The sequence below is a fragment of the Klebsiella pneumoniae genome (assembly GCF_000742135.1).
Taxonomy (GTDB): domain Bacteria; phylum Pseudomonadota; class Gammaproteobacteria; order Enterobacterales; family Enterobacteriaceae; genus Klebsiella; species Klebsiella pneumoniae.
Map to the genome: position 1 here is coordinate 3,691,723 of NZ_KN046818.1, position 26,107 is coordinate 3,717,829.

The following is a 26,107-nucleotide window of genomic DNA, read 5'->3' on the forward strand; positions in this document are numbered from 1 at the left end:
CTTCCCGTCGTCAGGAAAATCAAGGTCTATCCAGCGACCAGGTGGCGCTGCGCACGTCGACTTTCACCGGCAGCAGGCCGATGCGTGTAAAGGTATCCGCCAGCGCCTGCTGTTCGTTATACACCGCCGGGGTCATGCGTTCGGCACCGTAGGGCAGGCGGGCCAGGGTCTTCAGCCAGATGGCTTTATCCAGTCCGGTTGAGGTCGACAGCAGCCCGGCGGCCTCGTCCTGATGGCTGTTCGCCCACGCGCTGAGTTTACCCAGCTCATCCACCACCTGCTTTGCTGTCTCCGGGTAGGTATCTGCAAACTTGCGGCTGGCGAGATAGAAGGTGTAGTGCGGCACCAGCCCCTCGGCATTGCGGATCTGTCGGGCTTTCGCGTTGGTTTCCACTTCTGCGAGGAACGGATCCCAGATCACCCACGCATCAATCGCCCCGCGCTGGAAAGCGGCGCGGGCGTCCGCCGGCGGCAGATAGACCGGGGTGATGTCTTTATAGCTGAGGCCCGCTTTTTCCAGTGCGGCAACCAGCAGGTAGTTGACGTCAGACCCCTTGTTCAACCCCACGCGCTTGCCCTTCAGGTCGGCCACGCTGTGGATTGCCGACTGTTCAGGCACCACAATCGCTTCCGTTTTCGGGTTAGCGGGGGAGTGGGCAAGGTAGACCAGATCGGCTTGCGCCGCCTGGGCAAAGGCCGGAGGCGCATCGCCGGTCGCGGCCAGATCGATACTACCGACGTTCAGCCCCTCCAGCATTTGCGGCCCGGCGGGGAATTCGACCCAGCGTACGGCAATGCCCTGTTTTTTCAGGCTCTCATCCACCGTGCCGCGGTACTTCAGCAGCGCGAAGATATTCGCCTTTTGATAGCCGATGTTGACGGTTTCCGGCGCTTTGGCCAGCGCGGAGGTAGAGAGGGCGGCGAGGACCAGCAGCCAGGCGGGGCGGAATCGGTTGGACATTGTCTGTTCTCCTTAGCGGTTTTGCGTAAGGTAACAAACAGCGCTTATAACCATTAAATAACTAAAATTTTATTGTTATAACAAAAAGAGTTATGCAGGACGATGGCCCGACACGCCGACGCGTGGCGGGCCAGCAGGTTAATCGCAGGCAACAATCTTCATCGCCAGACCACCGCGGGAGGTTTCCCGGTACTTGGCGTTCATGTCTTTGCCGGTTTCGTACATGGTCTCGATCACTTTATCGAGACACACTCGCGGCTCGCTGGTCCGGCGCAGCGCCATTCGCGCGGCGTTGACCGCTTTCACGGCAGCGATAGCGTTGCGTTCGATGCACGGCACCTGCACCTGGCCGGCGACCGGGTCGCAGGTCAGGCCGAGGTTATGCTCCATAGCGATCTCTGCCGCGATGCACACCTGACCCGGGCTGCCGCCCAGCAGTTCCGCCAGACCGGCCGCCGCCATCGAGCAGGCGACCCCCACTTCACCCTGGCAGCCGACTTCGGCGCCGGAGATGGAGGCGTTCATCTTATACAGCGAACCAATCGCGCTGGCGACCAGCATATAGCGGGCCAGGGAGTTGCTGTTCACCTTGCGGATAAACTTGTCGTAGTAGGCCAGCACCGCCGGCACGATACCGCAGGCGCCGTTGGTTGGCGCGGTCACCACCCGGCCGCCGGCGGCGTTCTCTTCGTTCACCGCCAGGGCGAACATATTGATCCAGTCGACCACCGCCATCGGATCGCTGTTGGTGGTGTCCTGGCTCACCAGCATACGGCGCAGCGCGGCGGCGCGGCGCGGGACGCGCAGTTTGCCCGGCAGGACGCCTTCGGTGGTGATGCCGCGCTCGATACCGGCGCTCATCACTTCCCACACCGCGGCGAAGTGTTGCTCAAGGGCTTCTTTGCTGTGCAGCGCCAGTTCGTTCTGCATCATCAGGCCGGAGAGCGACAGCCCGGTTTCACGGCAGTGACGCTGCAGGTCGGCGGCGTTTTTGTAAGGGTAAGGAACGGCAACCGGCGCCTCGGTAGTCTGGCCGAAGTGCTCCTCATCAACGATAAAGCCGCCGCCGATAGAGTAATACGTCTGGCTGTAGAGCACCTTGTCGCCGGCCAGGGCGGTGATACGCATGCCGTTCTCATGCAGCGACAGGTTGTCGGCATGGAAATTCATGCACTGATCCACCGGGAAGTCCACTTCGTGCTGACCGTTGGCCAGCATCAGGCGGCCATGGGTATTAACATCCTGAATAAAGCCCGGAATGGCGTCGATGTCGACGGTGTCCGGCAGGTTGCCGGCGAGTCCCATGATAATCGCGATATCGGTATGGTGGCCTTTACCGGTCAGGGAGAGGGAGCCGTAGACGTCGACGACGACTTTGCTCACCTCGGCCAGCAGGCCGCGCGCGATCAGGTCGTCAGTGAATTGTTTGCCCGCTTTCATCGGTCCAACGGTATGGGAGCTGGAAGGGCCAATGCCGATTTTAAAGATATCGAATACGCTGATCATATGTATTCCCGTGCTGTCGGAAAGCGCGCCGCCGTAAAGCGGCGCGGGGGGAGGCGTTGAATGAATTAGCTGAACAGAGAGTAGAAGATCGCGGAGATGGCAATCAGGCCCATAATCACCACGAAGACGTTGCTGATATGGCCGCTGTATTTACGCATCGCCGGGACTTTCTGAATCGCGTACATCGGCATCAGGAACAGGATCATCGCGATAATCGGGCCGCCAAGGGTCTCGATCATACCGAGGATGCTCGGGTTCAGGGTTGCCACAATCCAGGTGGTGATCAGCATGAACAGCGCGGTCAGCTTGTTCAGTTTGTTGATTTCAATTGATTTGCCTTTACTGCGCAGGGATTTAATCACCATGCCGTTAAAGCCTTCGCGAGCGCCCAGATAGTGGCCAAGGAAGGATTTGGTGATGGCGATCATCGCGATGATCGGTGCCATCCAGGCAATGATTGGCGCGTTAAAGTGGTTCGCCAGGTAAGACAGAATCGAGATGTTCTGCTCTTTCGCCGCCGCCAGGTCTGCCGGAGAGAGGCTCAGAACGCAGCTGAAGACGAAGAACATCACGGTCAGCACCATCATGATGTGGGCGCGAGCGAGGATACTGGAGCATTTCTTCTCAGCGCCTTCGCCGTACTCTTCACGTTTGGCTACCGCGAAGGAAGAGATGATCGGCGAGTGGTTGAAGGAGAAGACCATCACCGGGATCGCCAGCCACAGGGTCATCAGCAGGCCGTTGCCGGTAACGGAAGCGCCGCTCAGGGAGAGCGTCTCCAGCGCCGCGCCGTTCCACTGCGGGATCAGATACAGAGCCAGCACCATCAGCGCGATAACGAATGGGAACACCAGCACGCTCATCGCTTTCACAATCATCTGCTCGCCGAAACGCACGATGGTCATCATGCCGACAATCAGGATCAGCGACAGAATGGCGCGCGGCGGCGGCGTCATGTGCAGCTGATGCGCCATGAAGGTTTCGACGGTGTTAGTGATCGCCACGCTGTAAACCAGCAGGATCGGGTAGATAGCGAAGAAATAAAGCAGGGTAATCAGCTTACCTGCGCCTACGCCGAAGTGTTCTTCCACTACTTCGGTGATGTCTTCGCCCGGGTTTTTCCCGGAGAGCACGAAGCGGGTCATGCCGCGGTGGGCGAAGAAAGTCATCGGGAAGGCCAGAATCGCCATGATGATCAGGGGGATCATGCCGCCAACGCCGGCGTTGATCGGCAGGAACAAGACGCCTGCGCCAATCGCCGTGCCGTACAGGCCCAGCATCCACATGGTGTCGGTTTTACGCCATCCGCTGCGGGTTTCGCCCGAAACGATGGTGCTGGTTTGAGTGGTTTCCATCTGTATCTCCTGGAGGAATCAACAAAATCTAATGAATAAATACAATTGCGTAACGTGAAATTCGTTTAATTACGGTTTTTTTAGAAATTTTCTCCGTAATAATTGGGCCGGAAAGATACATTTATATGGTTTATGCATCAGTGATCGCGATCTCAAATGCAATAATCCACTTTCAATGTGCGTATTTTTAGTCCAACAGCCTGTTTCTGGTGATCAGCCAGCGATTTGTGGCGCGAAGGCTACCATTTGCAGCATATGAGATAAAAGCGGAGCGGCGTAATAACGAGGGATTTACTGTAAAAAAGAGAACTAGTCGACGTTTTTGCGCTTAAAACCATTTTTTGCAGTGATAATTGTCGCAGTTTTTACCAACGCAAACGTTTGGCTATGTAGAAATAATTCAGGTGATTGATTAGTAACAGAAAGGTTTTTAGCGCGTTCTGGAAGTCAGAGGAAGAGAGCCCGCCGGGGGCAGGCGTCAGGCGATGCCCCGGCGGGAGAGGGGGAAATCAGGCGATGATTTCGTAGCAAGGAATATAGGCGGTGCCGCCCGGAAGCTTCATGCGGTGCTGGGCGACGAAGCCCTGCAGCAGATCGTCCATACGGCGCATCATCTCCGGATCGCCGTGCAGTTTGTAAGGACCGTACTGCTCAATGGCCTGGATGCCCACCTCTTTGACGTTCCCCGCGACAATCCCGGAGAAGGCACGACGCAGGTCGGCGGCCAGCACTTCCACCGGCTGATCCGGGGAGAGTTTGAGGTTGGCCATGTTCTCGTGGGTCGGATCAAACGGCATCTGCAGGTCCGGCGAGATGCGAATCGACCAGTTAAAGCTATAGGCGTCATCGGTCTCGCGACGGCTCTCTTTCACCAGCGGCATCGCTTTTTTCATCTGCCGCGCCACTTCCGCGGGGTCGTCAATGATGATCCGGTAGTGGCGACGGGCCGATTCGCCCAGGGTATGGGTGATAAACTCGTCCAGTACGCGGAAGTAGTCGGCGCTCTCCTTCGGCCCGGTGAGGATCAGCGGCAGCACCTGCGCTTTGTTGTCGGGGTGCATCAGAATACCCAGCAGGTAGAGCAGCTCTTCGGCAGTGCCGACGCCGCCCGGGAAAATAATGATCCCGTGGGCGATACGTACGAAGGCCTCCAGACGCTTTTCGATATCCGGCATGATGATCAGTTCATTGACCAGCGGGTTCGGTGGTTCCGCAGCGATAATGGATGGTTCGGTCATGCCGATAAAGCGGCTGTCTTTGTAGCGCTGCTGCGCATGGCCGACGGCGGCGCCTTTCATCGGCGCCTCCATTGCGCCAGGCCCGCAGCCGGTGCAGATATTCAGTTCCCGCAGGCCCAGCTGCGTACCGACGCGGCGGGCGTAGAGATATTCGTTTTCGTTGATGGAGTGGCCGCCCCAGCAGACGATCATGTTCGGCGCCTCGCCGACGTGCAGCGCGCGGGCGTTGCGCAGGATCGAGAACACCAGGTTAGTGATATGAACCGAACTTTCGAGATCGAGGTTCGGGAAGCGAACGGTATTGTGGATCTGGCCGTAAACGAACAGGATATCGCGCAGCACGGCGAACAGGTTGGCCTGCAGGGAGCGGATAATCCGCCCGTCAACGAAGGCGTCTTCCGGCGGGTTGATCAGTTCCAGCTTCACGCCGCGTTCGCGCCGCAGCACGTTAATCTCGAAATTTTCGAAACGGGACAGGAGCTCCTTGCTGTTATCGGTCAGGCTCCCCGAATTGAGCACAGCAAGCGAGCAGTTGCGAAAGAGTTGGTACAGGTCGCTGCTGGCGGTGCGCTTAAGCATATCCACTTCCAGCTGCGACAGCATATCCATTGAACCAAGCGGGCTAACATGTGTAATCAAGTGAACTCCTTACAGGACGCTTATGGTCTTCCTGTGATTACAATAGCCCTGCGAACGGCGTTTCCACAACCTTGCGCGCGCCTAAACGCACGCAAATTGTGAAATTGTTTATTATTGACGGGCGAGGCGGCCGGTGGCGGGGGAAAAGTCGCCATTGCTGCGCCAGGGGTTGATATCCAGACCGCCGCGTCGCGTATAGCGGGCGTAAACGGAAAGCGATTCCGGCTGGCAGAAACGGAGAATATCGTTAAAGATACGTTCGACGCACTGCTCATGGAATTCGTTATGGTGGCGGAACGAAACCAGATAGCGCAGGAGCTGCTCGCGGTCGATTTTCGCCCCCCGATACTGGATCTGCACCGAGCCCCAGTCCGGCTGATGAGTGATAAGGCAATTAGACTTCAGCAGGTGGCTGACCAGCGTCTCCTCCACGATTTTGCCGCTGGCGGCGCCCTGCAGGTAATCGGCGCTGAACTGATAGTTATCGATCTCGATATCCTGATCGTCGATGCAGGTGCCGTGCAGGCGGGCAATCGGCTGGCCTTCCACTTCATCCAGGCGGTAGAGCGATACCTTAACCTTCCCCTGCGCGCAGGCGCTGAGATCGCGAGTCAGCGTCTCTGCAACGTCCTGCCAGCTGGCGAAACGGGTCTGGTTAAAGCTGTTGAGATAGAGCTTAAAGCTTTTCGACTCCACCAGATTGAGGCTGGTATCGGGCAGCTCGACGTGGCCGACAGCCACCTGCGGCAGACCTTTGCCGTTCAGCCAGGAGAGTTCGTACAGCGTCCAGATATCGGCGCCGTGAAACGGCAGATTATCGGCATGCAGGCCCAGCGGGTCGCGGTTTAAACTGCGCGGCACGCCCTGCAGCAGCGAGGCGTCATAGGTATCGCGGTAATCGGTTGATTTACCGAGCGTCAGGCCGGCCAGCGCCTGATGATTATCGTAAGAAGACATGTTTCACCATAGTAAAGCGGGTACACTATTGCTCCAGTGTATCCTGTCTAACGTGAAGAGAGAAACCGGTGGACCATCAGACAGCAGAAGCGCTACGCGCTTTTACCCAACGATATTGCGCCGTCTGGCAGCAGCAGCGCCACAGCCTGCCGCGCAGTGAAGAGCTTTACGGCGTCCCGTCGCCTTGCGTTGTCGACACCCAGGGCGAGGCCGTTTTCTGGCAGCCGCAGCCGTTTTCGCTGGCGCAAAATATCAGCGCGGTTGAACGCGCCCTCGACATTGTGGTACAACAGCCGCTTCATTCTTATTATACCACTCAGTTTGCCGGCGATATGTCCGGCCGGTTTGCCGGCGAAACCTTGACGCTGCTGCAGACCTGGAGTGAAGAGGATTTCCAGCGGGTGCAGGAAAATTTAATCGGGCACCTGGTGGTGCAGAAGCGGTTGAAGCTGTCGCCGACGCTGTTTATCGCCACCCTCGAGAGTGAACTGGATGTGATTTCCGTCTGTAATCTTAGCGGCGAGGTAGTCAAAGAGACCCTCGGCACCGCCAAACGCATTACGCTTTCTCCCTCACTTGCGGGTTTCCTCAACCACCTTGAGCCAGTTCTGTAATCCAGTCTGCCAGATCGTTTGTGAGAGATCTCTTACAAAACCTGTAAGAGATCGTCATCATTTAAGGTAAATTTAATCCATACTTTTTTATATAAGTTGTTGGTATTAAATCAGATCTTAATTTTTTCGTCCTTTTGAGTGGGGACTAATCTTAAGAGATTGTCTCAAGAAGGGTTGTAAGAAGGGGCAGAATCAGTGATCCTATGTCTGTCGACAGGACGTCGCGAAATGAAGCGAACATCAGGATGATGGCGCTTCTGCAGGACCCGCCAAGACGGCGTTGCAGGGACAGGCTTCAGGATGAAGCAAGGATAACGCAGGATCGCGTAATGGACACCTCCAGGATGGAGAACGAGAGCCGCTCAGGATGAACGGTGGATCAGGAAGATCGGGACAAACTTATGGATAAGTCATTTCGCATCGGGGTGGTGTGAAAGCAGGATGCACGTGTTTATGGATGAACATGGTCAGGAGACCTCAGGAAAAGTTTTCAAGGACGAGCAGGGAGCACCAATGTAGCGGGACTGCTGCAAAACGAACCGGGAGCACTGTTTATACAGTGCTCCCTTTTTTTATTTCTCCTGTGGATTTGCTATCCTGCGCCCGGTTTTTAACTCATCGAGGTTTCCCCATGACTCTTCACGATAGCGTGCGCGATCGCCTGCGCGCCATTGAAGCCCTGCTGCGCGAAACGGAGCACTGGCAGGAGACGGCGCCTGACAGCAGCGCCTTCGCCAGCGATAAGCCGTTTTGCCTGGATACCCTGGAGCCGCTGGAGTGGCTGCAGTGGGTCCTGATCCCGCGTATGCACCAGCTGCTGGAGAGCGGCCAGCCGCTGCCGCAAAATTTTGCCGTTGCGCCTTATTACGAAATGGCTCTGGATCAGGCCCACCCGGTCCGCGAATCCATGCTGGCGGAACTTCTGCTGTTAGACGCGCTGTTTGCCGGTGAGCAGGCCTGATGCTGGAGATTATCTACCAGGACGACTGGCTGGTGGCGGTCAACAAACCCTCGGGCTGGCTGGTGCATCGCAGCTGGCTCGATCGTGACGAGAAAGTGGTGGTGATGCAGACCGTGCGCGACCAGATCGGTCAGCACGTTTTTACCGCTCATCGTCTCGACCGGCCCACCTCCGGCGTGCTGCTGATGGGATTGTCGAGCGAGGCGGGCCGGCTGCTGGCGCAACAGTTCGAGCAGCACCAGATCCGGAAGCGCTACCATGCGATCGTCCGCGGCTGGCTGATGGAAGAGGCGCTGCTGGATTACCCGCTGGTGGAGGAGCTGGATAGAATCGCCGATAAGTTCGCCCGCGAAGATAAAGGGCCGCAGCCAGCGGTAACCCACTACCGCGGTCTGGCGACAGTGGAGATGCCAGTGGCGACTGGGCGCTATCCCACCTCGCGCTATGGGCTGGTGGAACTGGAGCCGAAAACCGGCCGCAAGCACCAGCTGCGCCGTCATCTGGCCCACCTCCGTCATCCGATCCTCGGCGACAGCAAGCACGGCGATCTGCGGCAAAACCGCAGCGCCGCGGAACATTTCGGCTGTCACCGCTTGATGCTGCACGCCAGCGAGCTGTCGTTAACCCATCCTTTTACCGGCGAGCCGCTGACCCTGCGCGCCGGTTTTGACGACGTCTGGATGCGCGCGCTGTCGCAGTTTGGCTGGCGCGGGCTTCTCCCGCTAAATGAAAGGGTTGAGTTTGCCGACGACAGCGGTCAGGATGAAGAGAATAAGGTCAATCCAGGGAGATAATAGCATGGCGGAAGTCGGAATTTTTGTCGGCACCATGTACGGCAACTCGCTGCTGGTCGCGGAAGAAGCGGAAGCGATCCTCAGCGGACTGGGACACAAGGCTACCGTGTATGAGGATCCGCAGGTCAACGACTGGGAATCCTACACGGGTAAGTATGTGCTGGTGGTCACCTCCACCACCGGGCAGGGCGATCTGCCGGACAGCATCGTCCCGCTGTATGAGGGCATCAAAGATATGTATCAGCCTCACCTGCGGTACGGCATTATCGCGCTCGGCGACAGCACCTATGCCAACTTTTGCGGCGGCGGCCTGAAGTTCGATCAGCTGCTGCAGGAGCAGGGCGCGAAGCGCATCGGCGAGATGCTGAAGATTGACGCCAGCGAAGATCCGGAGCCGGAGAGCGTCTCCAATCCGTGGGTTGAGCAGTGGGCCACCCTGCTCGCATAAAAGCGCTGCCCTCTCCCTACGCAGAGGGCGCTCTTTCAATACGTCGCGGCCAGATACGCGGACGTCAAAATAGTAGCGCTTTCCAGGCGCCGCGCCTTTAGGCAAACGCCACAATATCCTTAGCAATATCATGGCTTAAGCCAGCCAGTTTCACCGGGTCAAGTGAGGTATTTCACACTCCGGCCCTTTTTGCTGCGCTATGCGGCGCCAGCGGCGCTGGCTTTTCATTTCCGTGAACTTCCCCCCATTCTTTCAGGCATTCGCCACAAACCACCTGCAATAGCGGCGTAAAAGCTGTGTGGATGCACGGTGAGCCGCGGTGTGCCTCTTCATATACTGCTCCAGCCAGTGATAAATGCAGTGCCAGATATAACGACAACTATCAAAACACGACCACGTCATTCTGATTACCCTACAGGTTGTGCTGTTCAGAATGAACGTAGCTAAACGCTATGATTCAGGAGTACAACAATGAGTTCATTAAGTCAGGCGGCGACGGCGGCTGAAAAGCGCACCAACGCCCGCTACTGGATAGTGGTGATGCTGTTTATCGTCACCTCTTTTAACTATGGCGACCGGGCGACGCTGTCGATCGCCGGTTCGGAAATGGCCAGGGATATCGGCCTTGATCCGGTGGGGATGGGGTATGTGTTCTCCGCCTTCTCATGGGCTTATGTCATCGGCCAGATCCCGGGCGGCTGGCTGCTCGACCGCTTCGGCTCGAAGCGCGTCTATTTCTGGTCGATCTTCATCTGGTCGATGTTTACCCTGCTGCAGGGCTTCGTCGATATCTTCAGCGGCTTTGGCATTATCGTTGCGCTGTTTACCCTGCGCTTCCTCGTCGGCCTTGCCGAGTCGCCGTCATTCCCCGGCAACAGCCGGATCGTCGCCGCCTGGTTCCCGGCGCAGGAGAGGGGGACAGCGGTATCGATTTTTAACTCCGCCCAGTACTTTGCCACCGTTATTTTCGCGCCGATCATGGGCTGGCTGACGCATGAGGTGGGTTGGTCGCATGTGTTCTTCTTTATGGGCGGCCTGGGGATTGTGATCAGCTTTGTGTGGCTGAAAGTGATCCACGATCCGAACAACCACCCGGGCGTGAACCAGAAAGAGCTGGACTATATCGCCGAAGGCGGGGCGCTGATCAACATGGATCAGAAGAGCAGCGCGCAGAAAGTGCCGTTTAGCGTCAAAATGGGACAGATCAAGCAACTGATCGGCTCGCGGATGATGATCGGCATCTATATCGGTCAGTACTGCATCAACGCCTTAACCTACTTCTTTATCACCTGGTTCCCGGTTTATCTGGTGCAGGCGCGCGGCATGTCGATCCTCAAAGCCGGCTTTGTCGCCTCCATTCCGGCGGTGTGCGGCTTTGTCGGCGGGGTGCTGGGCGGGGTGATCTCCGACTGGTTAATGCGCCGCACCGGCTCGCTGAACATTGCGCGCAAAACGCCGATTGTGCTGGGGATGCTGCTCTCCATGACCATGCTGATGTGTAACTATGTCAACGTGGAGTGGATGGTGATCGGCTTTATGGCAATGGCCTTCTTCGGCAAAGGGATCGGCGCCCTCGGCTGGGCGGTGATGGCGGATACCGCGCCGAAAGAGATTAGCGGTCTCTCCGGCGGTCTGTTCAATATGTTCGGCAATATTTCCGGCATCGTCACCCCGATCGCCATCGGCTATATCGTCGGCACCACCGGCTCGTTCAACGGCGCGCTGATCTACGTCGGTATCCATGCCCTGGTGGCGGTACTGAGCTATCTGGTGCTGGTGGGCGATATCAAACGTATCGAATTGAAACCTGTAGCGGGACGTTAATCATGACTACTCAATCCAGCCCGATTATCACAGAGATGAAGGTCATTCCGGTGGCCGGGCACGACAGCATGCTGCTGAACATCGGCGGAGCGCATAACGCCTGGTTTACCCGCAATATCGTGGTGTTAACCGATAACGCCGGCCATACCGGCGTCGGCGAAGCGCCCGGCGGAGAGGTCATCTACCAGACGCTGCTGGCGGCGATCCCGCAGGTGGTGGGCCAGGAGGTCGCCCGACTCAATCGCGTGGTGCAGCAGGTGCACAAAGGCAATCAGGCGGCGGATTTCGACACCTTCGGCAAAGGGGCGTGGACCTTCGAACTGAAGGTTAACGCGGTGGCGGCGCTGGAAGCGGCGCTGCTCGACCTGCTCGGCCAGGTGCTTAATGTGCCGGTCTGCGAGCTGCTGGGCCCGGGTAAGCAGCGTGATGCCGTCACCGTGCTGGGCTACCTGTTCTATATCGGCGATCGGCAGAAAACCGACCTTGGCTATCTGGACCATACGCCGGGCGATCACGAATGGTACCGCCTGCGCCACCAGCAGGCTTTGAGCAGCGAGGCGATAGTGCGTCTGGCGGAAGCCGCCCAGGATCGCTACGGTTTCAAAGACTTTAAGCTCAAAGGCGGCGTGCTGCCCGGCGAGCAGGAGATTGACACCGCGCGGGCGCTGAAAAAGCGTTTCCCGGATGCGCGCATCACCGTCGACCCTAACGGCGCCTGGCTGCTGGATGAGGCCATCGCGCTATGTAAAGGGCTGCAGGATGTTCTGACCTACGCCGAAGATCCGTGCGGCGCCGAGCAGGGTTTCTCCGGCCGGGAGGTGATGGCCGAGTTCCGCCGCGCCACCGGGCTGCCGGTCGCCACCAATATGATAGCCACTAACTGGCGCGAAATGGGCCATGCGGTGATGCTCAACGCCGTCGATATCCCGCTGGCGGACCCGCACTTCTGGACGCTCTCCGGCGCGGTGCGGGTGGCACAGCTGTGCGACGACTGGGGGCTCACCTGGGGTTGCCATTCCAACAACCACTTTGATATTTCCCTGGCGATGTTTACCCACGTCGGCGCCGCCGCGCCGGGCAACCCCACCGCCATCGATACCCACTGGATCTGGCAGGAGGGCGACGCGCGCCTGACCAAAAATCCGCTGCAGATTATTAACGGCAGCATTGCCGTGCCAGACGCGCCGGGACTCGGCGTGGAACTTGACTGGGAGCAGGTGCGCAGAGCCCATGAGGCCTATAAAGCGCTGCCGGGCGGCGCGCGCAACGACGCAGGCCCGATGCAGTACCTGATCCCCGGCTGGACATTCGACCGCAAACGTCCCGTTTTCGGCCGCCACTAATTAAAAAGGATGATGCTATGACGACTTTCTCTTCAACGCCCGCTGTCACCACCATGCAGGTGATCCCGGTTGCCGGCCATGACAGCATGCTGATGAACCTGAGCGGCGCGCACGCCCCGTACTTCACCCGCAATATCGTAATTATCAAAGATAACGCCGGCCATACTGGCGTCGGTGAAATCCCGGGCGGTGAAAAAATTCGCCAGACCCTGGAGGATGCCATTCCGCTGGTGGTGGGCAAAACGCTGGGCGAGTATAAAAACGTGCTGGGCGCGGTGCGCAATCAGTTTGCCGACCGCGACGCCGGGGGCCGCGGCCTGCAGACCTTTGACCTGCGCACCACCATTCACGTGGTGACCGGCATCGAAGCGGCACTGCTGGATCTGCTGGGCCAGCACCTTGGGGTCAACGTCGCCTCGCTGCTAGGCGATGGCCAGCAGCGCAGCGAAGTCGAAATGCTGGGCTATCTGTTCTTTATCGGTAATCGCCATGCGACGCCGCTGGCCTATCAGAGCCAGCCGGATGAGCAGTGCGAGTGGTATCGCCTGCGCCATGAAGAGGCGATGACGCCGGATGCGGTGGTCCGCCTGGCGGAAGCGGCGTATGAAAAATATGGTTTCAACGACTTTAAGCTGAAGGGCGGCGTGCTGGCCGGTTTTGAAGAAGCCGAAGCGATCAGCGCCCTGGCGAAGCGCTTCCCGAATGCTCGCGTCACTCTCGACCCGAATGGCGCCTGGCTGCTTGAGGAGGCCATTCAGATTGGTAAACAGCTGAAGGGCGTGCTGGCCTATGCGGAAGATCCGTGCGGCGCCGAACAGGGCTTCTCCGGCCGCGAAGTGATGGCCGAGTTCCGCCGCGCGACGGGCCTGCCGACCGCCACCAATATGATCGCCACCGACTGGCGGCAGATGGGCCATACGCTGTCGCTACAATCGGTGGATATCCCGCTGGCGGACCCGCACTTCTGGACCATGCAGGGGTCGGTGCGCGTAGCGCAGATGTGCCATGAGTTCGGTCTGACCTGGGGTTCGCACTCTAATAATCACTTCGACGTGTCGCTGGCGATGTTCACCCACGTCGCGGCAGCGGCGCCGGGCAAGATCACCGCTATCGATACCCACTGGATCTGGCAGGAGGGCAACCAGCGTCTGACCAAACAACCTTTTGAAATCAAAGGCGGCATGGTGCAGGTACCGAGTACCCCGGGCCTGGGGGTTGAGCTGGATATGGACCGCGTGATGCAGGCAAATGAGCTATATAAGAAACATGGTCTTGGCGCCCGCGATGATGCGATGGCGATGCAGTATCTGATCCCGGGCTGGACCTTTGACAACAAGCGTCCATGCATGGTGCGCTAAAAGTCCGCCGGCCTCTGCGGGGGCCGGCATTGCGCGACAGCGCCAGGGGTTGGCTCAGAGTAAGGACAGCAGATGAAAATAGTGATCGCACCGGATTCCTGGAAGGAGAGCCTGAGCGCGCTGGAAGTGGCCAGTGCGATAGAGCAAGGCTTTCGCGAGATTTATCCTGACGCCGAGTACGTCAAGCTGCCGGTTGCCGATGGTGGGGAAGGGACGGTGGAAGCCATGGTGGCGGCGACCGGCGGGCTTCTGGTTCCGCTGACGGTCACCGGGCCGCTGGGCGAGCCGGTTGAGGCATTTTACGGGCTGTCCGGCGATCGCCAGTGCGCCTTTATCGAAATGGCGGCGGCCAGCGGCCTGGAGAGCGTCCCGCCGGCGCAGCGTAACCCGCTGCTGACCACTTCCTGGGGTACCGGGGAGCTTATCCGCCATGCGCTGGACGCCGGGGTAAGACAGATCATTATTGGTATTGGCGGCAGTGCGACCAATGACGGCGGCGCCGGGATGGCGCAGGCGCTGGGGGCGAAACTGCTGACCGCCGAGGGCCAGCAAATCGCCTCCGGGGGCGGCGCGCTGGAGACGCTGGCGCTCATCGATCTCAGCGAACTCGATTCGCGGCTGGCAGATTGCCGGATTGACGTTGCCTGCGACGTCACCAACCCGTTGACCGGCCCGCAGGGCGCCAGCGCGGTGTTCGGCCCGCAAAAAGGGGCGACAGCGCAGATGATCGACCGGCTCGACACCGGCCTGCGGCACTATGCCCGGATTATCGCCCGCGATTTAGATATCGACGTGCTGAGCCTTGAGGGCGGCGGCGCGGCGGGCGGCATGGGTGCGGCGCTGTATGCGTTCTGTGGTGCTCAGTTGCGTCCGGGCATTGAGATTGTCACCGATGCGCTACAGCTGGCTGAGCGGGTGGCGGATGCCGATTTAGTGATCACCGGCGAAGGGCGTATCGATAGCCAGACGATCCACGGCAAAGTGCCGGTGGGGGTGGCGAGGGTGGCGAAGCGTTTTAACGTCCCGGTGATCGGGATTGCCGGCAGTCTTACCGCCGATGTTGGCGTCGTGCATCAGCACGGGCTGGATGCGGTATTCAGCGTGTTGTATACCATCTGTACCCTTGATGAAGCGTTGGCCAATGCCGCCGCCAACCTGCGAATGACGGCGCGTAACGTAGCCGCGGTTTTGCAGATGGGCGACAGGCGGTAACCCGGCTGGCGCAGTGGTATTTGTAGTCCGGATAAGGTGCGTAGCACCGCGATCCGGGAACCATCCCCGGTGGCGCTTACGCTTACCGGGGCTACCAACCGAATACCGGACTGTAGGGCGTAGGCCGGATGAGGCGCGTAGCGCCGCTATCCGGGGTTTACACCCCCATCCGGCACGCTTCGCGGGCCACATTATCCATCTCATCTAACAGCTCAAGCAGCTCCGGCTCCAGATCCTCGGCGGCGGTGCCTGCCCGCAGCTGACTTTCCAGGGTATGGCACAGCTTTTTCAGCCGCGGCACGCCGCTATAGCTGCAGCTGCCGTGCAGTTTATGGATCAGATCCACCAGCCCTTCCGGCTGCTCGCCCACCAGCTGCTCCTCAACTTTGTTACGCACCTCCGGCATAAAGGCGATCAGCATTTGCAGCATCTCCCGCGCCAGGTCCGGCTTCATGGCCGCCTGGCGCAGCGCCAGCTGCCAGTCGAGCGTTTGATTATGATCGACGATCGGCTCTGCGGGCGGTAGCGACGCCGGAACGACGCTGTGCAGGCCGGGCTGATAGCGCAGCAGCAGTGCGTGCAGTTTCTCTTCTTCGATTGGCTTCGCCAGATAGTCGTTCATGCCGGCGCTCAGTAATTTCTCACGCAGGCCCTCCAGGGCGTGCGCGGTGACCGCAATAACCGGGGTTTGCTGATGATGGGACAGGTGATGGATAAGCTCACAGGCGCGGATGCCGTCCATATCCGGCATCTGAATATCCATCAGGATCAGATCCATCTGCAGCTGCTTGGCCTTGTCCACCGCCTGCTGGCCGCTGTCGCAGAGGATCACCTGCTGCACAAGATCATCCAGCAGGGCGCCAATCAGCTTCAGGTTAGCCGGGTTGTCGTCGACGGCCATTACCGTCATTGGCAACTTATGACTGTCGATCTGCATCAGCGGCGCGGAGGCAAGCGCGTGGCTGGTAGCCACCAGCGCCGGTAGCAGACGGGTGGTGGTGAGCGGCTTTAACAGGCAGGCGGCAACGCCGTCGCGCTTCAGGGCTTCGGCGCTGACCTGGGCATGGCACGGCAGGGCCAGCAGTACGTTATCGGACATCGCGCAGGCTTTGGCTAATTTTTCCCGATGCGGCGACAAATCGCGCATTGAAACCGGGATACCGACCAGCAGAATGTCATACTGCGCTTCCGCCAGCGAGGAGAAGGTAGGGCTGTAGATAACCTCCAGCGGCGTAGCGGCTAGCATCTCCAGGGTACACTGCGCCGCCGTCGCGTTGGCTTCCACATAGGCCAGACGTTTGCCGACAAGCCCGTCGGTGTTCAGCGTATCCGGAATGGCGTTCGGGTTGAGATCGAGGCTGATATGGAACCAGAAGGTGGAGCCGCGGTTCGGCTGGCTGTGGAACGAAATATCCCCGCCCATCTCTTTGACCAGACGCTGAGTGATCACCAGCCCGAGCCCGGTGCCGCCGTGGCGGCGTGAAATACTGGCATCGGCCTGACGGAAGGCCTGGAATAGCCGGGACTGGTCGCGCTCGGGGATGCCGATGCCGGTATCGTGGATCTGAATTTCGATCTGTACCCGGGAATTACTGATGGCCCGCTGCTCCACCAGTACGTCGATATTGCCGTGCTCGGTAAATTTGATGGCGTTGCCCACGAGGTTGGTCACAATCTGCTGCAGACGCAGCGGGTCGCCGATAACGTTGTCCGGTACATTGTTCTTAATATTCAGCGTCAGCTCCAGCCCTTTATCGTGCGCGGAATGCGCCAGCAGGGTGACCACTTCATCAAGCGAAGTGCGCAGCAGGAACGGAATACTCTCCAGGATCAGCTTCCCGGCTTCCAGCTTGGAAAAGTCGAGCACGTCATTGATGATCGCCAGCAGATTGTTGGCCGAACGTTCGATGGTGGTCAGGTGGTCGCGCTGCGTAGCGTTGAGATCGGTTTTCAGCGTCAGGCGGGTAAAGCCGATCACCCCATTGAGCGGGGTGCGCAGCTCGTGAGACATATTGGCCAGGAACTCAGACTTAATGCGCACCGCCTCCTGGGCGCGCTTTTTCGCCAGGTCCAGCTCGACGTTCTGGATCTCCATCTGCTCAAGCGTTTCCCGTAGATCGGAGGTCGCCTGGTCGACGTTGTGTTGCATCTCTTCGTGGTATGCCGCCAGCGACATGGCCATCGAGTTAATGCCGTTTTTCAGCATATCCAGTTCGCCGAGCATAAAGCCTTCGACCCGGCTGTCCAGCTGTCCGCGGCGGATGCGGTCGACAGTGTTAACCATATTGCGGATTGGCCCGGTGACGTCGCGCATCAGCCTCCAGCCGAAGATTAACGCGATGCCGATACAGAACAGCATCATTACGCTGGAGATAAAAATCTCTTTGTACTGCTGGAGGCGAACCGATTTTAGATCCAGCTCCAGGGCGACGTAGCCCAGCATATTGCCCGGCATTTTAGCGTCAGATTCGGGTGATTCATCCGGAGAATAGCTTTCCGAGACAATAGGCGTGCGCAGGATCATCATGTCGCCATCGCGGATGACGCTGAGGTGACGGGGGAATGCCTCGCCTTTCGGGATCTGCAGTTCGCTGGGATTGAGCTGGTAATTGGAGGTGACAAATAAGCGGTTATGCGAATCGTACACCGAGATGGCCCGCACGATCTCCGAGTGGCGACGATGCAGAACGCTGATCAGCTGGCCGATGGATTCGCGGTTTTGCAAGTTCATGCCATATTCGCTGGAGACCGCCAGCGGTTCGATAATACTGGCGCCAGCGTCCTCCAGCTGGCGTTGCAGGTCGTTATAACGATGAGCGACAAAGAAAATACTGAGCAACAGTCCTATCAGGACGGTTGGCGCCAGAATCAGAATCATCATGCGAGCACGCAGGCTGTAGTTGGTCATGCGGTTCCATTATGGGAGAATATAGACATCATCGTTCTGTGCAGCGTCGCTGCGCCTCGCGGCGCTGCCGCTCTGAACGAGCTCGTTTTATTTGATTGAGACAACTCTCTACGATGGCGCAATTCTACTCTGCAAAACGGCGTGTGACGACGCGCCAGATCATAACCGTTACAGTCAACGACCTCGATCCCTTTGGTCAGGGTGTTGCCCGCCACCAGGGGAAGGCGCTGTTCGTGAGCGGCGTGCTGCCCCACGAGCAGGCCGAGGTGGTGCTGGTGGAAGATAAAAAACAGTACGCCCGCGCCGAGGTGAAACGCCGACTGACCGACAGCCCGCAGCGCCAGGCGCCGCGCTGCCCCCATTTTGGCGTCTGCGGCGGATGCCAACAACAACATGCCAGCGTTCCGCTTCAGCAGCAAAGTAAACGCGCCGCGCTGGGGCGACTGATGAAGCGCGAGGTAGATGACGTCATCGCCGGCGCGCCGTGGGGCTACCGCCGTCGCGCACGCTTGAGCTTGAATTATCAGCCGAAGACCCAACAATTGCAGATGGGTTTTCGCCAGGCCAACGCCAAAGCGATCGTCGATGTGGTGCAGTGCCCTGTTTTGGTGCCCCAACTTGAGGCATTGCTGCCCGTCGTGCGCGAGTGCTTAAGCGCGCTGAGCGCATTACGCCATCTCGGCCACGTCGAGCTGGTGCAGGCGGACAATGGCCCGCTGATGGTGCTGCGCCATACCGCAACCCTGCCGGCGACAGACAGGGAAAAACTGGAACACTTTTCGCAAACTCACGGTCTTTCCCTGTACCTCTCGCCACAAAGCGAGATACTGGAGCATATTCATGGCGAAGCGCCATGGTATACCTCAGACGGACTACGCTTAGTGTTCAGCCCGCGGGATTTTATCCAGGTCAACGACGGCGTAAATCAGCAGATGGTGCGTACCGCACTGGAGTGGCTGGATCTGCGGCCAGAGGACCGGGTGCTGGATCTGTTCTGCGGGATGGGCAACTTTACCCTGCCGCTGGCGACACGCGCCGCCCATGTGGTGGGCGTGGAAGGGGTGCCGGCGCTGGTGGAGAAGGGGCGGGAAAACGCCGCCCGCAATGGTTTATCAAATGTCACTTTCTTCCATGAAAATCTGGAAGAAGACGTCACCCGTCAGGCCTGGGCGAAGCACGGCTTTGATAAAGTGCTGCTGGACCCGGCCCGCGCCGGCGCGCCGGGCGTGATGCCGCATATAATAAAACTGGCACCGCGGCGGGTGGTGTATGTTTCCTGCAACCCGGCGACGCTGGCGCGAGACAGCGAAACCCTGTTGCAGGCTGGATATCAGATTCAACGCCTGGCGATGCTGGATATGTTCCCGCATACCGGCCATCTGGAATCAATGGTGTTGTTTGAGCGCAGGCTTACATAAGGTCATTCACAACGTCGCAGAAGAGCCACCCTGGCCATGAATGCTGACGCGACCTGCAGGATGACATGTAGAAAGTTGAGGCTTGCCGACTTCGGCAGGCCGGTCCCTTAAGGAGAGGACAATGGTTGCGGTAAGAAGTGCACATCTTAATAAAGCTGGTGAATTTGACCCGAAGAAATGGATCGCGAGTCTGGGAATTTCCAGCCAGCAGTCGTGTGAGCGCTTAGCCGAAACCTGGGATTATTGTCGCGAAAAAACGCAAGGACACCCGCAGGCGGACCTGCTGCTGTGGCGGGGCGTCGAAATGGTGGAGATCCTCTCTACCCTAAGTATGGACATCGATACGCTGCGCGCGGCGCTGCTGTTCCCGCTGGCCGACGGAGAAGTTGTCAGCGAAGAGGTGATGCAGGAGAGCGTAGGTAAATCGGTCGTGACCCTGATTCACGGGGTGCGGGACATGGCCGCTATCCGCCAGCTGAAGGCTACCCATACCGACTCGGTCTCTTCCGAGCAGGTGGATAACATTCGCCGTATGCTGCTGGCGATGGTTGACGATTTCCGCTGCGTGGTCATCAAACTTGCTGAGCGTATCGCGCATCTGCGCGAGGTCAAGGACGCGCCGGAAGATGAGCGCGTTCTTGCGGCGAAAGAGTGCACCAATATCTATGCTCCCCTGGCGAACCGCTTAGGCATCGGCCAGCTGAAGTGGGAGCTGGAAGATTACTGCTTCCGCTATCTGCACCCGGCGGAATACAAGCGCATTGCCAAACTGCTCCACGAGCGCCGTATCGACCGCGAGCATTACATCGAAGAGTTTGTCGGCCACCTGCGCTCAGAGATGAAAGCCGAAGGCGTCAAGGCCGAGGTCTATGGCCGGCCGAAGCATATCTACAGTATCTGGCGCAAAATGCAGAAAAAACACCTCGCTTTCGACGAGCTGTTTGACGTTCGCGCGGTGCGTATTGTGGCTGAGCGTTTGCAGGATTGCTATGCCGCGCTGGGGATCGTCCATACTCACTACCGCCATCTGCCGGATGAATTCGACGACTACGTGGCCAACCCGAAACCCAACGGTTACCAGTCTATCCATACCGTGGTGCTGGGGCCGAGCGGCAAGACGGTGGAGATTCAGATCCGCACCCGGCAGATGCATGAAGACGCCGAGCTGGGCGTGGCCGCGCACTGGAAGTACAAAGAGGGCGCGGGAGCCGGCACCAGCGGCGGCCGCGGCTATGAAGACCGCATCGCCTGGCTGCGTAAGCTGATTGCCTGGCAGGAAGAGATGGCCGACTCCGGCGAGATGCTCGACGAAGTGCGCAGCCAGGTCTTCGACGACCGGGTGTATGTCTTTACGCCGAAAGGCGACGTGGTGGACCTGCCTGCGGGGTCGACGCCGCTCGACTTTGCCTATCATATTCACAGCGATGTCGGCCATCGCTGCATCGGCGCCAAAATTGGCGGCCGCATCGTGCCATTCACCTACCAGCTGCAGATGGGCGATCAGATCGAAATTATAACCCAGAAGCAGCCGAACCCGAGCCGTGACTGGCTGAACCCTAACCTCGGCTATGTGACCACCAGCCGCGGACGTTCGAAGATCCACGCCTGGTTCCGTAAGCAGGATCGCGACAAGAACATTCTCGCCGGTCGGCAGATCCTCGACGACGAGCTGGAGCATTTGGGCATCAGCCTGAAGGATGCGGAAAAGCACCTGCTGCCGCGCTATAACTTCAACGAGCTCGATGAACTGCTGGCCGCCATCGGCGGTGGCGATATCCGTCTCAACCAGATGGTCAACTTCCTGCAGGCGCAGTTCAATAAACCTAGCGCCGCCGAGCAGGATGCGGCCGCGCTGAAGCAACTGCAGCAGAAAACCTACACGCCGCAAAATCGCACCAAGGACAATGGCCGGGTAGTGGTGGAAGGGGTAGGCAACCTGATGCACCATATTGCCCGCTGCTGCCAGCCAATCCCGGGCGACGAGATCGTCGGCTTTATCACCCAGGGGCGCGGGATCTCCGTGCATCGCGCGGACTGCGATCAGCTGGCAGAACTGCAGTCGCATGCCCCGGAGCGCATCGTCGATGCGGTATGGGGCGAAAGCTACTCGGCGGGCTACTCGCTGGTGGTCAGGGTGGAGGCGAACGATCGCAGCGGTTTACTGCGCGATATCACAACCATCCTCGCCAATGAGAAGGTGAACGTGCTGGGCGTCGCCAGCCGCAGCGATACCCGTCAGCAGCTGGCAACCATCGATATGACCATCGAGATTTACAACCTGCAGGTGCTGGGCCGGGTGCTCGGTAAGCTCAACCAGGTGCCGGATGTGATCGACGCGCGCCGTCTGCACGGCGGTTAATTCGTCTGTAGGCCGGATAAGGCGAAGCCGCCATCCGGCAATTTCGCAACGTCGGATAAGGTCTAAACGCCTTATCCGGCCGACTATTTTTTAAATGTCCAGGATTGTCACATGACTCAAATTGACCGCTTGCTCGGCATCATGCGCCGCCTGCGCGACCCGGAAAACGGCTGCCCATGGGATAAAGAGCAGACCTTTGCCACTATCGCCCCTTACACCCTTGAGGAGACCTACGAGGTCCTCGATGCTATCCAGCGGGAAGATTTTGACGATCTGCGCGGTGAGCTGGGCGATCTGCTGTTCCAGGTGGTGTTCTATGCGCAAATGGCGCAGGAAGAGGGACGCTTTAACTTTGACGATATCTGCGCCGCCATCAGCGACAAGCTGGAGCGTCGCCACCCGCATATCTTCGGCGAGGCATCGGCGGGCAATAGCACGGAAGTCCTGGCTCGCTGGGAGCAAATCAAAAGCGCGGAGCGGGCGGAAAAAGCCCAGCATTCGGCACTGGACGATATTCCCCATAGCCTGCCGGCGCTGATGCGCGCGCATAAAATCCAGCGCCGCTGCTCGGCAGTGGGTTTCGACTGGACCTCGCTGGGCCCGGTGCTCGACAAAGTGCATGAAGAAATTGATGAAGTGATGCATGAAGCGCAGCAGGCGGTGGTGGATGAAGCAAAACTGGAAGAGGAAGTGGGCGATCTGCTGTTTGCCACGGTGAATTTATCCCGTCATTTGGGCGTCAAAGCCGAGGTGGCGCTGCAGAAAGCAAACCTCAAATTTGAGCGTCGTTTCCGCGAGGTCGAGCGTATTGTCGCCGCCCGAGGCCTGGAAATGACCGGCGTCGACCTCGATACCATGGAAGAAGTGTGGCAGGAAGTAAAACGCCAGGAAACTGATCTCTAACGGATTTTCGTGATCAAGCGCGATTTGTGTGATTTTATAAATAACAAGCGCTTGATTTACGTCAAAAACATTTCGCCAAAAGCGTCTATTTTCTCTTTCCGTTATGTCGTTGAAACACCATGTAGCCTGCCTCTTCGAGTTGTTCGAGTCGCAACACAGGTGCAACTTGAAGAACGAAGGGGAGGGGAAGAATGAAAGTTTGTGGCGTCACGCATGTTCGGGTATACTACTTTCCCGTCCTGGTTATTCCATCGTTTTACCCTAACTTCTCAGGTTCAGCATGACAACGAACTATATTTTTGTGACCGGCGGGGTCGTATCCTCTCTGGGTAAAGGCATTGCCGCAGCCTCCCTGGCAGCCATTCTTGAAGCCCGTGGTCTCAACGTGACCATCATGAAACTGGATCCGTATATCAACGTCGATCCGGGCACCATGAGCCCAATCCAGCATGGGGAAGTGTTCGTTACTGAAGACGGCGCAGAAACCGATCTGGACCTGGGCCACTATGAGCGTTTTATCCGCACCAAGATGACGCGCCGCAATAACTTCACCACCGGCCGTATCTACTCCGACGTGCTGCGCAAAGAGCGCCGTGGCGACTACCTGGGCGCGACCGTTCAGGTTATCCCGCACATCACCAACGCTATCAAAGAGCGCGTACTGGCGGGCGGCGAAGGCCATGACGTCGTGCTGGTGGAAATCGGCGGTACCGTAGGCGATATCGAATCCCTGCCGTTCCTCGAAGCGATTCGTCAGATGGCGGTAGAGATCGGCCGCGAGCATACCCTGTTCATGCACCTGACTCTGGTGCCGTACATGGCCGCCGCGGGCGAAGTCAAAACCAAGCCGACCCAGCACTCCGTAAAAGAGCTGCTCTCCATCGGTATTCAGCCTGATATTCTGATCTGCCGCTCCGATCGCGCGGTTCCGGCCAACGAACGAGCCAAAATTGCTTTGTTCTGTAACGTTCCGGAAAAGGCTGTGATTTCTCTGAAAGATGTCGATTCCATTTATAAAATTCCGGGCCTGTTGAAATCTCAGGGGCTGGACGATTATATTTGTAAACGATTCAGCTTAACTTGTCCGGAAGCAAACCTGGCCGAATGGGAACAGGTAATCTATGAAGAAGCTAATCCGGCAGGCGAAGTCACCATCGGTATGGTCGGTAAGTACATTGAACTGCCGGATGCCTACAAGTCGGTGATTGAAGCGCTGAAACACGGCGGTCTGAAAAATCGCGTTACCGTCAACATCAAGCTGATCGATTCGCAGGATGTGGAAACGCGCGGCGTCGAAATCCTCAAGGATTTAGACGCTATCCTGATCCCGGGCGGCTTCGGCTACCGCGGCGTTGAAGGCAAGATCGCCACCGCGCGCTATGCGCGTGAAAACAATATTCCTTATCTGGGCATCTGCCTGGGTATGCAGGTTGCGCTGATTGAGTTCGCGCGTAACGTAGCGGGTATGGAAAACGCCAACTCGACGGAATTTGTGCCAGACTGTAAATACCCGGTCGTGGCCCTGATTACCGAATGGCGTGACGAAGATGGCAACGTTGAAGTCCGCTCTGAGAAGAGCGATCTGGGCGGCACCATGCGCCTTGGCGCGCAGCAGTGCCAGCTGAGTGATGATTCTCTGGTACGCCAGCTTTACGGCGAGCCGACCATCACCGAGCGTCATCGTCACCGCTACGAAGTCAACAACATGTTGTTGAAACCGATTGAAGCTGCCGGTCTGCGCGTTGCGGGCCGTTCCGGGGATGATCAGTTGGTCGAGATCATCGAAGTGCCGAACCATCCGTGGTTTGTGGCCTGCCAGTTCCACCCGGAGTTTACTTCGACGCCGCGTGATGGACACCCGCTGTTTGCCGGCTTTGTGAAAGCCGCGAGCGAGTACCAGAAACGCCAGGCGAAGTAAAAAGAGTTTGAACGGCAATGCACCCATCCGGGTGCATTGTTTGTCTGGAGTTTTAGTTTAACTTGTACTGAGGAAAACCTAATGTCCAAAATCGTTAAAGTCATCGGTCGTGAAATCATCGACTCCCGTGGTAACCCGACTGTTGAAGCCGAAGTACACCTGGAAGGTGGTTTCGTCGGTATGGCAGCTGCTCCGTCAGGTGCTTCTACTGGTTCCCGCGAAGCGCTGGAACTGCGCGATGGCGACAAATCCCGTTTCCTGGGTAAAGGCGTAACCAAAGCTGTTGCTGCGGTAAACGGCCCGATCGCTCAGGCAATCCTGGGCAAAGATGCTAAAGATCAGGCTGGCATCGACAAGATCATGATCGACCTGGACGGTACTGAAAACAAATCTAACTTCGGTGCGAACGCTATCCTGGCCGTTTCTCTGGCGAACGCCAAAGCAGCTGCTGCGTCCAAAGGCCTGCCGCTGTACGCGCACATCGCTGAACTGAACGGCACTCCGGGCAAATACTCCATGCCGGTTCCGATGATGAACATCATCAACGGCGGTGAGCACGCTGACAACAACGTCGACATCCAGGAATTCATGATTCAGCCGGTCGGCGCGCCGACCCTGAAAGAAGCAGTACGCATGGGTTCTGAAGTGTTCCATCACCTGGCGAAAGTGCTGAAGTCCAAAGGCATGAACACTGCCGTTGGTGACGAAGGCGGCTACGCGCCGAACCTGGGTTCCAACGCCGAAGCGCTGGCTGTTATCGCTGAAGCGGTTAAAGCTGCAGGCTACGAGCTGGGCAAAGACATCACCCTGGCGATGGACTGCGCGGCGTCTGAATTCTACAAAGACGGTAAATACGTTCTGGCTGGCGAAGGCAACAAAGCGTTCACCTCTGAAGAGTTCACTCACTTCCTGGAAGAGCTGACCAAACAGTACCCGATCGTCTCCATCGAAGATGGTCTGGACGAATCTGACTGGGAAGGTTTCGCTTACCAGACCAAAGTACTGGGCGACAAAATCCAGCTGGTTGGTGACGACCTGTTCGTAACCAACACCAAGATCCTGAAAGAAGGCATCGAAAAAGGCATCGCTAACTCCATCCTGATCAAGTTCAACCAGATCGGTTCTCTGACCGAAACTCTGGCTGCTATCAAGATGGCGAAAGACGCTGGCTACACCGCTGTTATCTCTCACCGTTCTGGCGAAACTGAAGACGCTACCATTGCCGACCTGGCTGTTGGTACCGCTGCAGGCCAGATCAAAACCGGTTCTATGAGCCGTTCTGACCGCGTTGCTAAATACAACCAGCTGATTCGTATCGAAGAAGCGCTAGGTGAGCAAGCGCCGTTCAACGGTCGTAAAGAGATCAAAGGTCAGGCTTAATCCTATCCTTG

At 58.1% G+C, this 26,107-nt stretch carries 19 protein-coding genes; 13 read left to right on the plus strand and 6 right to left on the minus strand.

Going from position 1 to position 26,107, the window contains the following annotated elements:
• Positions 1 to 19 precede the first annotated feature (19 nt).
• The 5 genes from DR88_RS08185 to queF form a co-directional block, all read right to left on the minus strand.
• The gene (locus tag DR88_RS08185; protein ID WP_004149571.1) at positions 20 to 961 is read right to left on the minus strand and encodes an aliphatic sulfonate ABC transporter substrate-binding protein; all 942 of its coding nucleotides are present in this window, start codon (positions 959 to 961) and stop codon (positions 20 to 22) included.
• Positions 962 to 1,099: 138 nt separating this feature from the next.
• Entirely contained in the window at positions 1,100 to 2,467 is a 1,368-nt protein-coding gene (locus tag DR88_RS08180; protein WP_002915259.1) for an L-serine ammonia-lyase, read from the minus strand.
• Between the two features lie 65 nt (positions 2,468 to 2,532).
• Positions 2,533 to 3,822, minus strand: coding sequence for an HAAAP family serine/threonine permease (locus DR88_RS08175; protein WP_004151070.1), 1,290 nt, complete (start codon positions 3,820 to 3,822; stop codon positions 2,533 to 2,535).
• 509 nt (positions 3,823 to 4,331) lie between these two features.
• A complete protein-coding gene (gene ppnN / locus DR88_RS08170) occupies positions 4,332 to 5,699 on the minus strand; it encodes a nucleotide 5'-monophosphate nucleosidase PpnN (RefSeq protein WP_002915258.1) in 1,368 nt (455 codons plus the stop codon).
• 111 nt (positions 5,700 to 5,810) lie between these two features.
• Positions 5,811 to 6,656, minus strand: coding sequence for an NADPH-dependent 7-cyano-7-deazaguanine reductase QueF (gene queF, locus DR88_RS08165; RefSeq protein ID WP_025861016.1), 846 nt, complete (start codon positions 6,654 to 6,656; stop codon positions 5,811 to 5,813).
• Positions 6,657 to 6,724: 68 nt separating this feature from the next.
• Here queF and syd point away from each other — a divergent pair, with 68 nt between their 5' ends.
• The 8 genes from syd (at position 6,725) to DR88_RS08125 (ending at position 15,210) form a co-directional block, all read left to right on the plus strand.
• Entirely contained in the window at positions 6,725 to 7,270 is a 546-nt protein-coding gene (gene syd / locus DR88_RS08160) for a SecY-interacting protein (protein WP_002915253.1), read from the plus strand.
• Positions 7,271 to 7,901: 631 nt separating this feature from the next.
• On the plus strand, positions 7,902 to 8,231 hold the full coding sequence (locus tag DR88_RS08155; RefSeq protein WP_002915249.1) for a YqcC family protein: 330 nt from the start codon (positions 7,902 to 7,904) through the stop codon (positions 8,229 to 8,231).
• Complete coding sequence (gene truC / locus DR88_RS08150) at positions 8,231 to 9,025, plus strand: tRNA pseudouridine(65) synthase TruC (protein WP_002915236.1); 795 nt, start codon at positions 8,231 to 8,233, stop codon at positions 9,023 to 9,025. Before DR88_RS08155 ends, truC begins: the two co-directional genes overlap by 1 nt.
• Before the next feature lie 4 nt (positions 9,026 to 9,029).
• Positions 9,030 to 9,473 (plus strand): flavodoxin, encoded by a 444-nt coding sequence (locus tag DR88_RS08145; protein WP_002915235.1) that lies wholly within the window; start codon positions 9,030 to 9,032, stop codon positions 9,471 to 9,473.
• A gap of 471 nt (positions 9,474 to 9,944) precedes the next feature.
• Positions 9,945 to 11,297: an MFS transporter gene (locus DR88_RS08140; protein ID WP_002915225.1), complete on the plus strand. Its 1,353-nt coding sequence runs from the start codon at positions 9,945 to 9,947 to the stop codon at positions 11,295 to 11,297.
• Positions 11,298 to 11,299: 2 nt separating this feature from the next.
• Positions 11,300 to 12,640, plus strand: coding sequence for an enolase C-terminal domain-like protein (locus DR88_RS08135; protein WP_002915224.1), 1,341 nt, complete (start codon positions 11,300 to 11,302; stop codon positions 12,638 to 12,640).
• Between the two features lie 17 nt (positions 12,641 to 12,657).
• Complete coding sequence (gene gudD, locus DR88_RS08130) at positions 12,658 to 13,998, plus strand: glucarate dehydratase (RefSeq protein ID WP_004149563.1); 1,341 nt, start codon at positions 12,658 to 12,660, stop codon at positions 13,996 to 13,998.
• 72 nt (positions 13,999 to 14,070) lie between these two features.
• Positions 14,071 to 15,210, plus strand: coding sequence for a glycerate kinase (locus DR88_RS08125; protein WP_004149562.1), 1,140 nt, complete (start codon positions 14,071 to 14,073; stop codon positions 15,208 to 15,210).
• Positions 15,211 to 15,367: 157 nt separating this feature from the next.
• Here the strand turns inward: DR88_RS08125 and barA are convergent, their stop codons facing one another.
• The gene (gene barA, locus DR88_RS08120) at positions 15,368 to 18,118 is read right to left on the minus strand and encodes a two-component sensor histidine kinase BarA (RefSeq protein ID WP_004149561.1); all 2,751 of its coding nucleotides are present in this window, start codon (positions 18,116 to 18,118) and stop codon (positions 15,368 to 15,370) included.
• 113 nt (positions 18,119 to 18,231) lie between these two features.
• Here barA and rlmD point away from each other — a divergent pair, with 113 nt between their 5' ends.
• From rlmD to eno, 5 genes are all read left to right on the plus strand, one after another.
• Complete coding sequence (gene rlmD, locus DR88_RS08115; RefSeq protein WP_004149560.1) at positions 18,232 to 19,536, plus strand: 23S rRNA (uracil(1939)-C(5))-methyltransferase RlmD; 1,305 nt, start codon at positions 18,232 to 18,234, stop codon at positions 19,534 to 19,536.
• A 121-nt stretch (positions 19,537 to 19,657) separates the two neighbouring features.
• Positions 19,658 to 21,895 (plus strand): GTP diphosphokinase, encoded by a 2,238-nt coding sequence (gene relA, locus DR88_RS08110; RefSeq protein ID WP_002915217.1) that lies wholly within the window; start codon positions 19,658 to 19,660, stop codon positions 21,893 to 21,895.
• A 111-nt stretch (positions 21,896 to 22,006) separates the two neighbouring features.
• Positions 22,007 to 22,798 (plus strand): nucleoside triphosphate pyrophosphohydrolase, encoded by a 792-nt coding sequence (gene mazG, locus DR88_RS08105; RefSeq protein WP_002915215.1) that lies wholly within the window; start codon positions 22,007 to 22,009, stop codon positions 22,796 to 22,798.
• Positions 22,799 to 23,078: 280 nt separating this feature from the next.
• Positions 23,079 to 24,716, plus strand: a complete 1,638-nt coding sequence (gene pyrG / locus DR88_RS08100; RefSeq protein ID WP_004142808.1) for a glutamine hydrolyzing CTP synthase — start codon at positions 23,079 to 23,081, stop codon at positions 24,714 to 24,716.
• Between the two features lie 81 nt (positions 24,717 to 24,797).
• The gene (gene eno, locus DR88_RS08095) at positions 24,798 to 26,096 is read left to right on the plus strand and encodes a phosphopyruvate hydratase (RefSeq protein ID WP_002915213.1); all 1,299 of its coding nucleotides are present in this window, start codon (positions 24,798 to 24,800) and stop codon (positions 26,094 to 26,096) included.
• Positions 26,097 to 26,107: the final 11 nt, after the last annotated feature.